Annotated in this window: 12 protein-coding genes and 1 riboswitch; of the genes, 7 read left to right on the top strand and 5 right to left on the bottom strand. The window is 72.4% G+C overall.

Annotated features, from left to right (window positions below; translation table 11 throughout):
* Positions 1–36: 36 nt before the first annotated feature.
* Positions 37–912: a collagen-like protein gene (locus ASF41_RS17445; protein ID WP_056495398.1), complete on the bottom strand. Its 876-nt coding sequence runs from the start codon at positions 910–912 to the stop codon at positions 37–39.
* Positions 913–1,143: 231 nt separating this feature from the next.
* Between ASF41_RS17445 and ASF41_RS17440 the strand changes: the two genes are divergently transcribed.
* From ASF41_RS17440 to ASF41_RS17430, 3 genes are all read left to right on the top strand, one after another.
* Entirely contained in the window at positions 1,144–1,986 is an 843-nt protein-coding gene (locus ASF41_RS17440) for an ImuA family protein (protein ID WP_244479695.1), read from the top strand.
* Positions 1,883–3,463, top strand: a complete 1,581-nt coding sequence (locus ASF41_RS17435) for a DNA polymerase Y family protein (protein ID WP_082504656.1) — start codon at positions 1,883–1,885, stop codon at positions 3,461–3,463. Before ASF41_RS17440 ends, ASF41_RS17435 begins: the two co-directional genes overlap by 104 nt.
* A 105-nt stretch (positions 3,464–3,568) precedes the next feature.
* A complete protein-coding gene (locus ASF41_RS17430) occupies positions 3,569–4,180 on the top strand; it encodes a TY-Chap domain-containing protein (RefSeq protein ID WP_056495395.1) in 612 nt (203 codons plus the stop codon).
* Here ASF41_RS17430 and thiC read toward each other — a convergent pair.
* Positions 4,159–6,051, bottom strand: a complete 1,893-nt coding sequence (thiC, locus tag ASF41_RS17425; RefSeq protein WP_056495392.1) for a phosphomethylpyrimidine synthase ThiC — start codon at positions 6,049–6,051, stop codon at positions 4,159–4,161. The genes ASF41_RS17430 and thiC overlap by 22 nt on opposite strands.
* A gap of 80 nt (positions 6,052–6,131) precedes the next feature.
* Positions 6,132–6,240, bottom strand: a riboswitch (TPP riboswitch).
* A gap of 149 nt (positions 6,241–6,389) precedes the next feature.
* On the opposite strand from thiC, the gene ASF41_RS17420 reads away from it, so the two are divergent.
* Positions 6,390–7,136, top strand: a complete 747-nt coding sequence (locus ASF41_RS17420; RefSeq protein ID WP_056495389.1) for a BA14K family protein — start codon at positions 6,390–6,392, stop codon at positions 7,134–7,136.
* Positions 7,137–7,244: 108 nt separating this feature from the next.
* Here the strand turns inward: ASF41_RS17420 and ASF41_RS17415 are convergent, their stop codons facing one another.
* From ASF41_RS17415 to ASF41_RS17405, 3 genes are all read right to left on the bottom strand, one after another.
* Entirely contained in the window at positions 7,245–7,499 is a 255-nt protein-coding gene (locus ASF41_RS17415; RefSeq protein ID WP_056354828.1) for a hypothetical protein, read from the bottom strand.
* Between the two features lie 125 nt (positions 7,500–7,624).
* A complete protein-coding gene (locus tag ASF41_RS17410; RefSeq protein ID WP_056354824.1) occupies positions 7,625–7,846 on the bottom strand; it encodes a hypothetical protein in 222 nt (73 codons plus the stop codon).
* Positions 7,847–8,032: 186 nt separating this feature from the next.
* On the bottom strand, positions 8,033–8,848 hold the full coding sequence (locus tag ASF41_RS17405) for a hypothetical protein (RefSeq protein ID WP_056495386.1): 816 nt from the start codon (positions 8,846–8,848) through the stop codon (positions 8,033–8,035).
* Positions 8,849–9,341: 493 nt separating this feature from the next.
* Between ASF41_RS17405 and ASF41_RS17400 the strand changes: the two genes are divergently transcribed.
* The 3 genes from ASF41_RS17400 to ASF41_RS17390 all read left to right on the top strand — a co-directional run bounded on the left by ASF41_RS17400 (position 9,342) and on the right by ASF41_RS17390 (position 11,661).
* On the top strand, positions 9,342–9,959 hold the full coding sequence (locus tag ASF41_RS17400) for an alpha/beta hydrolase (protein ID WP_244479694.1): 618 nt from the start codon (positions 9,342–9,344) through the stop codon (positions 9,957–9,959).
* Positions 9,960–9,984: 25 nt separating this feature from the next.
* Complete coding sequence (locus tag ASF41_RS17395; RefSeq protein ID WP_056495383.1) at positions 9,985–10,359, top strand: hypothetical protein; 375 nt, start codon at positions 9,985–9,987, stop codon at positions 10,357–10,359.
* A gap of 192 nt (positions 10,360–10,551) precedes the next feature.
* Positions 10,552–11,661, top strand: a complete 1,110-nt coding sequence (locus tag ASF41_RS17390) for an acyltransferase family protein (RefSeq protein ID WP_056495998.1) — start codon at positions 10,552–10,554, stop codon at positions 11,659–11,661.
* Positions 11,662–11,665: the final 4 nt, after the last annotated feature.

Here is an 11,665-nt window from a genome sequence, read left to right as displayed (position 1 = left end):
TTCGGCGAGGGGCGATCGCCCGGGTCGTTCGTCCCCTCAGCGCCGGGCGCAGAGGCCGACGAGGCCCTGGCTCTCAGTGGGGCAGGCCGCGCTCAAGGTTCCGTCGGCGCCCGCCGTCACGATGGCGCTGCCGCCCTTCAGGCAGAGGGCCGAGGCGAGGATCTCGGTGCCCTCGCAGGTGATCGCGCAGCCCGAGGCCGGGCAGGTGTCCTGGCGCACCACCCGGAACGGGGATGCGGGTGCGGCGGCCGCCAGGGCGGCCTGACCGGGCTCGCCCTTCTGACCCGCCGGGCCGCGCTCGCCGGCCGGCCCCTTCGCGCCCGTCTCGCCCTTCGGTCCGGCGTCCCCCTTCGGACCCGTCTCTCCCTTGGGGCCGGGTTCCCCCTTCGGTCCGACCTCGCCCTTGGCACCCGGCTCGCCCTTGACACCCAGCTCGCCCTTGGGCCCCAGGGGACCGGGCAGGCCAGCGACGCCCTGCGGGCCGGCGGGGCCAGTCTCGCCCTTGTCACCCGTGTCGCCCTTCTGCCCCGTCTCGCCCTTCGGGCCGGGCTGGCCGGCGGGGCCGCAATTGGCGATGACCGCCTCGCGCTCGTCCTCGCCCGCCTTCAGGGTGGCGATGCAATTGGTGGGCACGTAAGGCAGGCGGAAGACGAAGCGGCCCCGGCTGTCGGCGATGATCGAGATGTCCTCGTCGAGCACCACCACGGTGCCGGGCTTGCGCACGCTGCCGGAGATGCGCAGGTCCCCGTTCTCGAAGCGGGCATCGTAGACCTGGATCGGCTGCGACACGACCTGGGGCCGGCGCGCCTTGGCCTCGCCCCGGGGCTGGGCCGCCGTCTGCGCGGCGGCGGGGAGGCCGCCCGCGACGGTGATCAGGCCCGACAGGACCACGAGGGCACGAGCGAAACGCATGGAGTTCTCCCGGCTGATCCGCGTCTTGTGCGCGGCAGGTGAGGAGTGCTGCCCTGCCCTCGCTATAGGGTCAAGCGCGGCGGATCGGCCGGCCCGGAAACCATCGTCCACAAGCGTCCACAGCCGTCCACAGGCCAAGTCCCTATGAGCAGGCGAAATTCCGAATCCCCCCGGAAACCGATTGAGTGTGTTCCTGTTTTGTTCTTAGCGTAGCGGGATGGAGCGGAGCCGATGAGACAGAGCCCTGAAGACCCTCCCGATGCCGAGACCGAGACTTTGCCGGCGGATCCGCCACATCCGGATGCCGCGAATCCGGGTGCGCCCCCGGATCTGGCGGCCCTGCGCGCCCTCGTGGCCGATCGCGGAGGCGCATCCGTCCTCCGGGGCGCCCTGCCCCTCGGCATCCACGACGTCGATACGCGCCTCGCACAGGGCGGCCTCGCCCTCGGTCAGTTGCACGAGATCGCCCCGGCGCAGGCGGGCGACGAGCCGGCGGCGCTGGGCTTCGCCCTTGCGCTGGTGGCGCGCCACCTCGCCCGGGTGCGCGGCGAGGCCCTGCTCGTGGCGGGCCGGGGGCATCCCCTCCCCTACGGGCACGGGCTGGCCGGGCTCGGCCTCGATCCCGGCCGCCTGCTGCTGTTCGAGGTGGCGAGCGACGGGGACGCCTACCGGGCCCTGGAGGAATCCCTGCGCGCGCAGGGGCTGGCGGCCGTGGCGGGCCTCATCGATGCCGCCCTGCCCCTCGCCCAGAGCCGCCGGCTCCACCTCGCGGCGGCCCGGACCGACCTGCTTCTCCTCATCCTGAGGCCGCCGGAGGCGGAGAGCCCCAATGTGGCGGCGACACGCTGGCGGGTCGCCGCCGGCAAGGCCCTGCGCGACCGCTTCGGCTGCATCGAGCGGCCGTGCTGGCAGGTGACCCTCGACCGGAGCCGCAACGGGCGGACCGGACATTGGCTTCTGGAGTGGGATCATGCCGCGCATCGTTTCGGTCTGGCTGGAGCACTGGCCGGTCACGCGGCTGAGGCGGGCGCAGGCGGCGTCCGTCCCGAGCGGCGCGCCCAGCGCTCGGGCTGACGGCGACCGCGACAGCGGCCCGATGGTCGTGGCCGCCATGGAGGCCAACGGCCTGCGCCTGGTGGCGGTGGATTCCGCCGCCCGCGCCCTCGGCCTCGTGCCCGGTGAAACCCTGGCCCGGGCCCGCGCCCGGATCGGGACGCCGGTCGCCGTCCATCCGGCCGATCCAGAGGCCGACGCCGCCGCCTTGCACCGCCTCTGCCTGTGGGCCAAGCGCTACACGCCCGTCGTCGCTCCCTACGGCCCGGCGGAGGGCGGCGACGGGTTCTTCCTCGACATCGCGGGGGCGAGCCACCTGTTCGGCGGCGAGGCCGCGCTGGTGGAAGACCTCGCCCGGCGGCTGTCGACCCGCGACATGCCGGCCCGGATCGCCCTCGCCGACACGCCGGCCTGCGCCTTCGCCCTGGCGCGCCACGGCGGGGGCGGCCTCGTGGCCCCGGGCTGCAACGCGGAGGCCCTGCACGCCCTGCCCGTCTCGGCCCTGCGCCTCGATGGGGCCACGGCGCAGGCCCTGGCCCGCCTCGGCCTGCACCGGATCGGCGACCTCGCCACGGCGCCCCGGGCGCCGCTGGCCCGGCGCTTCGGCGAAACCCTGCTGCTGCGCCTCGACCAGGCCCTCGGATACCGGCCCGAACCCCTGGTCACCGCCGAGGACCCGCGCGAATTCCAGGCGGCGCGCGGCTTTCTCGAACCGATCGGGCAGCCGGAGACCATCGTGGCCACCGCCATGGGTCTGATGGAGGGCATCGCCCCCCGGCTGGAAGCGGCCGGCCTCGGCGCCCGGGCCGTACGGCTGACCCTGACCCGCGTCGATGGGATCCTGCGCAGCCTCGACCTCGGCCTGAGTCTGCCGACCCGCTGCCCGGCCCAGATCGGACGCCTGCTCGCCCTGCGCCTCGACCGCCTCGGCCCGGCCCTCGATGCCGGCTTCGGCTTCGAGACGGTGGGCCTCGAGGTCACCGCCACGGGCCCGATCGCGGCACGCCAGACGGCCCTGATGGAGGCCCCCGGCGGGGGCGAAGGCACCGAGCATCTGGGCGATGCCCTGCGCCAGCGCCTCGGCCGGCGGATGATGCGCCTCGGGTTTCGCCAGACCCACCTGCCCGAGCGGGCCGAGGCCGTGGAGCCGTGGCGCGCGAGCCTCCCCGCGCAGGCGGGCCGACCCGATCCGGGAGCCCGCGCGCCCCTGCCGCCGCGCCCGCTGGTGCTGCTCAGCCGGGGCGAAGCGGCCGAGGACGTCATCGCGCTGGCCCCCGACGGGCCGCCGCACCGCTTCCGCTGGCGCCGGCGCCTGCACCACGTCGCCCATGCGGACGGACCCGAGCGCATCGCCGACGAGTGGTGGCGGGCGCCGGGTCCGCTGCGGGACTACTACGTGGTCGAAGACGAGGCCGGCCGCCGCCTCTGGGTCTATCGCGAGGGCTTCCCCACGATGGAGGCGCCCGCGCGCTGGTTCGTGCACGGGCTGTTCGCGTGACGCGACGGGAGTACCGCGCCGGGGCGATGCCGCGCCCCGCAACCTGTGATAGCACTCCGCGCGATCGGGCACGCCCGTCCGGGACGGAAACGCAGGGCCATCGGAATGATCCCCACCGGACGGGCGTGGAATCGGGTGCGGCCGTTCGCGGCGGCGCTGCTGGGGATCGTCCACGTCCCGATCTCGGACGCCGCGTCGGACGCTCGCGGCCGCGCCGCCTTCGTCGCGGCCCATCGCTGCGAAGTGGTCGCGCGGCTGAGCAGCATCCACCTGCGCGGCCCGCGCAGCACGTCCCGGGATCGGTTCCTCACCGTGAGCATCGTCCGAACGGATCAGCGCTACGTGCAGTGCATCTTCTTCGACATGGATACGTGGATGCGCTGCGAAGCCGCGTCGGGCGGGTGTGCGCAGGGGCCGGAGGCGTCTGGCGATGCCCTGCCCGACTCCGCGAAGGCGGCCCTTCACCGGCTGGGCTTCGTGCAGCTCCGGCGGAACGAGAACTATGAGCGGGAGATTTCGCTGGGCACGCCGCCCGACTTCGATGCCGCGGCCGATGTCATGATCGGCGCGCTCTCCGATGCCTACGACGCGCGCGCACCCACGCCTCTGGAATTCCACGCACCGCGTGCGGTCCTTCCCCGCGATGCCTGTCCCGGGCCGGTCAGCGAAAACCAGCCGGCCCGGGACGCGGGGGCCTACTCCGCCGCGTCGACGTAGAGCTTGCCACCCTCGGCCTGGAACTCGGCCGATTTCGCCGCCATGCCAGCCTCGCGCTCGGCCGCGCTCAAGGGCGCGGCCTCGCCCAGCACCTGGCCGGCCGCCTCCATCGCCAGCACCTCGGCGCGCAGGTCCTGCGTGATCTTCATCGAGCAGAACTTCGGGCCGCACATCGAGCAGAAATGGGCGACCTTGTGGGCGTCCTTCGGCAGGGTCTCGTCGTGGTAGGCGCGGGCGGTGTCGGGATCGAGGGAGAGGTTGAACTGGTCCTCCCAGCGGAAGTCGAACCGGGCCCGCGACAGGGCGTCGTCGCGCAGCTGCGCCGCCGGATGGCCCTTGGCGAGGTCGGCGGCATGGGCCGCGATCTTGTAGGTGATCACGCCTTCCTTGACGTCGTCGCGGTTGGGCAGGCCGAGATGCTCCTTCGGGGTGACGTAGCAGAGCATGGCGCAGCCGAACCAGCCGATCATGGCGGCGCCGATGCCCGACGTGATGTGGTCGTAGCCGGGGGCGATGTCGGTGGTCAGCGGGCCGAGGGTGTAGAACGGCGCCTCGCCGCACTCCACGAGCTGCTTCTCCATGTTCACCTTGATCTTGTGCATCGGCACGTGGCCGGGGCCCTCGATCATGGTCTGGCAGCCCTTGTCCCAGGCGATCTTGGTCAGTTCGCCCAGGGTCTCCAGCTCGGCGAACTGGGCCGCGTCGTTGGCATCGGCGATGGAGCCGGGGCGCAGGCCGTCGCCGAGCGAGAACGACACGTCGTAGGCCCGCATGATGTCGCAGATCTCGTCGAAGCGCTCGTAGAGGAACGATTCGCGGTGCCCGGCCAGGCACCAGCGCGCCATGATCGAACCGCCGCGGCTGACGATGCCGGTGACGCGGCGGGCGGTGAGCGGCACGTGGGCGAGGCGCACGCCGGCATGGATGGTGAAGTAGTCGATGCCCTGCTCGGCCTGCTCGATCAGGGTGTCCTTGAAGACCTCCCAGTCGAGCTTCAGCGGGTCGCCGCCGACCTTCTCTAGAGCCTGATAGATCGGCACCGTGCCGATCGGCACGGGCGAGTTGCGTACGATCCACGAGCGGATGTTGTGGATGTTGCGGCCCGTCGAGAGGTCCATCACCGTGTCGGCGCCCCAGCGGGTCGCCCAGACCAGCTTCTCGACCTCCTCGGCGGCGGACGAGGTCACGGCGGAATTGCCGATGTTGGCGTTGATCTTCACGAGGAAGTTGCGGCCGATCGCCATCGGCTCCACCTCGGGGTGGTTGATGTTGGCCGGGATGATGGCGCGGCCCCGGGCGACCTCGTCGCGCACGAATTCCGGCGTGATGAAGGCGGGCAGGGCGGCGCCGAAGCTGTTGCCGTCGGCCAGGGCCGCCTGGGCGCCCTCCAGCATCGTCTCGCGCGCCAGGTTCTCGCGGTGCGCGACGTAGATCATCTCCTCGGTGATGATCCCGGCGCGGGCGAACTCGTACTGCGTCACCATCTGGCCGGGCGCGGCCTTGCGGATCTCGCGGGTGGCCGGACACGGGGCCACGAGCTTGTCCTCGGGCACGAAGCCGTTGTCCTCGGGCTTGACCGCGCGCGGGGTCACGGTGGCGTAGCCGCGCCGGGCGATCCAGGGCTCGCGCACCAGCGGAAGGCCGGCCCCGAGGTCGATCCCCGCATCCGTCTCCGTGTAGGGACCCGACGGATCGTAGACCCGCACCGCCGCCTCCTTCGGATCGCTCAAGGTGATCTCGCGGAACGGTACCCGGATGTCGTCGTGCCCGGCCACCGCCGCGTAGACCTTGCGCGAGCCCATGATCGGGCCGGTGGTCACCGTGGGCGCCTGCCCCTGCGGCAGATCCTTCGGAAGAACGGGTGCATTCATCGGGTTCGCTCCTGGCGTGGGAGACGATCCGGACTCGCGAACGGCGGTGTCGGATGGGACGACGCCTGAACATGCGCGCCGCGTCTTGGAATTCCCGTCCCTCCGCCGGTACGAACCGGATCAGGTTCAAGGGTCAGGGCGTCGCGCCCAATCTCAGCCCCCGCACTCGGAGCTCCCCTCGGAATGCTTCCAGATTCGAGGTCGGCGGCCGTTTTGTCAATCGCCGGCCCGACGAACTGAGACGGAATAGGGCCTGAAACGAACTTTATCGTCAGGCCCCGCGTTCCTTTACCAGAAGTTCGATCCTCGGGATCGGCATGCGAACGACAGGTTCTCCCATGAAGCGCATACTCCTGGCATCGGCCGCCCTGGTCGGGGCCCTCTCGATGATTCCCGCCTCCGCGGACGCACGTCCGGGCGGCGGCGGCGGTGGTTTCCGTGGCGGTGGCGGCGGCTTCCACGGCGGCGGCCTGGGTGGCGGCGGATTCCGCGGCGGCAACTTCGGCGGCGGTGGCTTCCGCGGTGGTCTCGCCCAGGGCGGCGGGTTCCGCGGCGGCAATGTCGGGGGCAACTTCGGCGGCGGCGGGTTCCGCGGCGGCCTCGCGCAGGGTGGCTTCAACCGCGGCGGGTTCAACCGCGGCGGGACCATCGGCGTGGGCGCCGGTGCCGTCGGTGCCGGGGCGGGCCTCGCTGCCGGCAACGGCTTACGGGGTGATCGCGGCGGCTTCAACCGCGGTGGGTTCAACCGGGGTCGCGCCTATGCCGGGCGCGGCTACGGCTACCGTCGCGGCTATGGCGGCCTCGGGCTCGGCCTGGGTCTCGCCGGCGCCGGGATCGGCTACGGCCTCGGCAGCGCCTATGGCGGCTACTACGGCGACGACTATTACGCCGGCGGCTATGCGCCGGCCTATTACGGCGGTTACGCGCCCTATGGTGGCGGCTACGCCGCGACGGGCTACGAGGCCACCCCGGAGGTCGCGACCAGCGGCGAGGACGTCGCCTACTGCGTCCAGCGCTTCCGGTCCTACGACCGCCGCACCGGGACCTATCTCGGCAATGACGGTCAGCGCCACGCCTGCCCGTAACGGCTGACAGGCTCCGGGACGATCAGAAGGGGCTCCGCCGCGCGGCGGGGCCCTTTCGCGTCCGCAGGGCACTTTGATCGGGGGCGCGGAGGCCGGACGCGTCGGGCCTCACGAGCCCTGCAGGCTCTCGGCGAAGTCGTCCGGCACCTCGCCGAAGCTGCCGAGGATCGTGGCGCTCTCCAGTTCCCCCGTCTCGTCGTCGGCCACGACCTTGATCGCCGCCGTCCCGGGAAAGCGGGCGGCCATCGCCTCGGCCTTCTTCAGGGCCCCGCTCTCCGTCACCGCCACCTCACGGTCGCCCGGCGAGAGCCGCTTGCGCTTGAGCACGAAGGTCTGCACCAGGAACGTCGTCTTGAGGGCCATCGCAGGGTCTCTCCACCGGGCCGCGCCGGATCGCGTCGGATCCGGATACCGAGCGCACCTAGCACGAAAGCCCGGTTCCCACGCGACCCGAACGCCGCGGACAGGCCCGGGCCGCGCTCCTCCGCTCAGGCTGTCGGTTCGTGTGGTGCCTCGAGCCGCTGGATCAGGCGCCCCCCGTCCCAGAGCTCGACCGAACGGCCGTCCATGAAGGCCCGTGCCCGCTCCAGCGCCTCCGCCTCGGTGCAGCCCGCGAGGGACTTGGTGCGAAGGACGCGGCCGGCATTGTTCAGCAGCAACACGCGGTAGGCCGACGGCGGCGTCCCCTGCCCCGGCGCATCGTCCCGCATGCCCCCCTCCCGCCTCGACGATCGCGACGGGCCGGTGCGTCGCCCCGAATTCAAGACGAACCGCGCACCGGCTCCGCATGCGTCGCAAGAGTACGGCTCGGCTCGTTAACGTACACACCGCATCGGCAAATCATTCCACGATGGGTTCAAGTCTTCCGTTCGCGGTGGTCGCCCCGCACGAGCGGATCACCACAGGCGCACCAGCCGGAAACCTGCGATCACATCTGCGAGATCGATGCCGAGCAGGTCCGTCAACAGCAGGCTGGCGCGGAACAGCGGCCGGGTGAAGGCGGCGGAGACGAGGAAAAGACCCAGCAGCACCAGCCCCGAATGCCGGGCCATCCGGTCCACGAAGGCCCAGGGCGGGGATGGCGGCGAAGCCGGCGGCCCGGAGAGCCAGGGTCGGACGATGCCGTAGCCGTCGAGCCCTGGGATCGGCATCAGCCCGAGCACCAGGGCTGTGCCCTGGAACAGCACCGAGACGGCGAGCACCGCACGCAGCGTCTCGGCCCCCGGACTGGCCAGGGCATAGAGCAGCGCGAGAACGACGAGGAAGAGGACGCTCATCGCCGGGCCGGCGGCGGCCACCGCCGATTGCCGTCCCCGGCTCAACCCGGCCTCGGGCGGACCGCCGACGCGGCCAGGCAATCCCACGTCGCCCGGAAATCCCACGCCCCCCGGAAATCCCACGCCCCCCATGACGGTGAAGAGCGCCGGCAGCAGCATGGTCACCACGGGGTTGGGGGCCCGCAGGGGATCGAGGCTGAGCGCGCCGGTCGGGGGCAGGCCCCAGGACAGCGCGGCCCGGGCATGGCCGTATTCGTGCAGACACAGGCCCAGCACCCAGCCGGACATCAGGAACACGAAGGCGGCGCCCGAGCCCGCGAGCGCCCCGGCGCCGATGCCGAAGCCGACTCCGCAGAAGATAAGCCCGATGAGGAGCGCGTTCGGGCTCAGGCCGGGACCGCCCATACCCTCCGCGCGGCCGGACGCGTCCCTCATGCCACGCCGCGCCGGACCGGTGCGGGCGCGGCGGACCGGTGACGCGTCGTCAGGAGGCGGCTTTGGGGCCGGAGGCCGCTTCGGGGAGGGACGGGCGCGGGAGCATTCACGCGACGCAACATCGCTGGTGACACGCCAAAGTCCAGCCCTACCTCTCGGGGACGCCCCAGTGTCCCCTCCATCCCCAGGGTCCGGCGCGGTTCGGCGCCCCGCCACGACGGTCCGGGGTCGTCGCTCGGTCGCGGCTTCCCCTTCATCGAGCGCATGCGCCTTCTCGCTTCCCTCGTGGCCACCGCCATCCTCGGTCTCTCCGTCCTGGCCGTGACCCTGCTGACCGTCTTCCAGCGGCACCTGATCTATCCGGGCGCCTTCCGCAGCCGAGCGCCCGCCCCCGCCCGGCCGGCCCCCCCCGGGCACGGAGGCGATCAGCCTGCCCACGGCCGACGGCGAGCGGCTGTTCGGGTTCTGGCGCGCGCCGGAGCCGGGCTGTCCCGTGGTGCTCAGCTTCCACGGCAACGGCTCGCGTCCGGAGCCCGGTGCGGCGCGCTTTGCCGGCGCTCCCTGGCGCGGGGCGGGCTGGGGCGTCCTCGCCATCGCCTATCGCGGCTATCCCGGCTCGACCGGGAGTCCGAGCGAGGCGGGGCTGATCGCCGACGGACAGGCGGCCTACGCGATGGTCCAGGCGCGGGTCCCCGGAACCCCGGTGCTGCTGCACGGCCACTCCCTCGGGGCCGCGGTGGCGGTGGCCCTGGCCGAGGCCCGGCCGCATCTCGGCCTCTATCTCGAGGCGCCCTTCGACTCCCTCTCCGCCATCGTCGCCGGGCGCTTCCCCTTCCTGCCGACCAGCCTGCTCCTTCGGGACACCTTCCGGTCCGATGCGCGCATCGCCGCCGAGGGCGGTCCGATCGTCATCGTCCACGGCCGGGACGACCCGGTGGTGCCCCTCGCGCATGCCGAGCGGCTGGCGGCGCAGGCCGGTCCGCGCACGCGCCTGACGGTCATCGCCGGCGACCACGTCTCCATTCTCGGGACCCAGGACCGCGAGGCCGCGGCCGTGTTCCAACCGAACGACCCCGCCCACCGCCGGCCTGTTCCGGCAGCGGTCCACTGACGCACGCATCCGACGGGAGACACCCTTGGGACGACGAGCCCGACTCTGGCGCGACGACGACCCGGCGACGCACGGTCCGCAGGCCAAGCCTCCGGTGATCTGCCCGCTCTGCGAGCGGCCGATCCCGCCCCATGCCAAATCGAGCCTGCACCACCTGACCCCGAAGCTGAAGGGCGGGGCGCGGGCCAGCACCGTGCGCCTGCACCAGATCTGCCATTCGGCGATCCATGCCCGCTTCAGCGAGGCCGAGATCGCCCGGCGCCTCGCCGACGTCGATGCCCTGCGGGCGGCGCCCGAGATGGCGGAGTTCCTGGCCTGGGTCCGCACCAAGCCGGACGACTTTCACGCCGCGACCCGCATGACCCGCGACCGCCGGGGCGCCAAGCGCGACCCGCATTGAGGCGGCGAGGCGTGGCAGCACGCGGGCAAGGCGCGGCCCAAACCGGAGCCGGTCACGGCCCGGCATTTACCCTCCGTTCGGCATGATCCGCGGGCGGTCCTCGCCGTATCGCCATCCTTAAGACCTGGCGCCGAAGGATCGGGGTCCTGTGGGCGGGGGCGGATCATGGCGGCGGTCGCGGTGGGACAAGGCATGGCGGAAGGAACGGTGGACGGAACGGGGCAGCGCGCAGCGGGATTCCCGCGGGATGCCGCCCGGCTCGCCTGGGTGGATGTCGCCAAGGGCCTGTGCATCATCCTCGTGGTCATGATGCATGCGACGCTCGGCACCGGGATCGCGATGGAAGGCGAGGGCTTCCTGCACACCGTGGTGGCCTTCGCGCGCCCGTTCCGCATCCCGGACTTCTTCCTGCTGTCGGGCCTGTTCCTCGGCCGGGTCATCGACCGCGACTGGCGCCTGTTCCTCGACCGGCGCCTCGTGCACTTCGTCTACTTCTACGTCCTCTGGGTGCTGATCCAGTCGACCTTCAAGTACGGCCCGATCACCGACGGAGCCGGGCCGGGCGCCTTCGTCGCCCACCTCGCCCTGGCGGTGGTCGAACCCTACTCGACCCTGTGGTTCATCTACCTGCTGGCGGTGTTCTCGGTGCTGACCAAGGCGCTGCGGCCGGTGCCGACGGCCTGGCTCCTCGGCGGGGCGGCACTGCTGCAGGTCCTGCCGATCCATACCGGTTTCGAACTGATCGACGAGTTCTGCGACCGCTACGTCTGGTTCCTGGTCGGCTACCTCTTCGCCGCGCGCATCTTCACCTTCGCCGATCTCGTGCAACGCCACGCCCGCGCCGCGATGCTCGGACTGGCACTCTGGGCCGTGGTCAACGCCGCGATGGTCTTCGTCCCCACGGGCTTCCCAGCCGTGCCGGTCCTGGCGAACCTCCCGGGCCTCGCCCTCGTCCTGAGCGGCGCCGGCGCCCTCGCGATCGTCGCCATCGGGGCCCTGATGTCCCGGGCCGGCGGGCCGGTGACGGCGGCGCTGCGGGCCTGCGGCCAGCGCTCGATCGTGATCTACCTCGCGTTCTTCCTGCCGATGGCCCTCACCCGCACGCTGATCGTGCGGTCGGGGGCGATCACCGACATCGGCTGGGCGAGCCTCGTCGTCACGGTGGTGGCGATCCTGGTTCCGCTGGGCTTCGAGCGGATGATCCGTCACACGCGCCTGTCGTTCCTGTTCGTGCGACCGCGGGCATTCCACATCGTCGGCGCCCGCCCGCGGCCGGGCGCTCCCGCCCTGCGCGCGGTCTGAGCCC

Source organism: Methylobacterium sp. Leaf111, assembly GCF_001423285.1.
Taxonomy (GTDB): domain Bacteria; phylum Pseudomonadota; class Alphaproteobacteria; order Rhizobiales; family Beijerinckiaceae; genus Methylobacterium.
The sequence above is the reverse complement of the archived record's forward strand: the minus strand, read 5'-3'. Positions and strand labels throughout refer to the sequence as shown.

Excerpts from the sequence above, each read along its gene's own strand:
- ASF41_RS17445 (WP_056495398.1), bottom strand. The coding sequence starts at position 912 with ATGCGTTTCGCTCGTGCCCTCGTGGTCCTGTCGGGCCTGATCACCGTC.
- ASF41_RS17440 (WP_244479695.1), top strand. The coding sequence starts at position 1,144 with ATGAGACAGAGCCCTGAAGACCCTCCCGATGCCGAGACCGAGACTTTG.
- ASF41_RS17435 (WP_082504656.1), top strand. The coding sequence starts at position 1,883 with ATGCCGCGCATCGTTTCGGTCTGGCTGGAGCACTGGCCGGTCACGCGG.
- ASF41_RS17430 (WP_056495395.1), top strand. The coding sequence starts at position 3,569 with ATGATCCCCACCGGACGGGCGTGGAATCGGGTGCGGCCGTTCGCGGCG.
- thiC (WP_056495392.1), bottom strand. The coding sequence starts at position 6,051 with ATGAATGCACCCGTTCTTCCGAAGGATCTGCCGCAGGGGCAGGCGCCC.
- ASF41_RS17420 (WP_056495389.1), top strand. The coding sequence starts at position 6,390 with ATGAAGCGCATACTCCTGGCATCGGCCGCCCTGGTCGGGGCCCTCTCG.
- ASF41_RS17415 (WP_056354828.1), bottom strand. The coding sequence starts at position 7,499 with ATGGCCCTCAAGACGACGTTCCTGGTGCAGACCTTCGTGCTCAAGCGC.
- ASF41_RS17410 (WP_056354824.1), bottom strand. The coding sequence starts at position 7,846 with ATGCGGGACGATGCGCCGGGGCAGGGGACGCCGCCGTCGGCCTACCGC.
- ASF41_RS17405 (WP_056495386.1), bottom strand. The coding sequence starts at position 8,848 with ATGAGGGACGCGTCCGGCCGCGCGGAGGGTATGGGCGGTCCCGGCCTG.
- ASF41_RS17390 (WP_056495998.1), top strand. The coding sequence starts at position 10,552 with ATGGCGGAAGGAACGGTGGACGGAACGGGGCAGCGCGCAGCGGGATTC.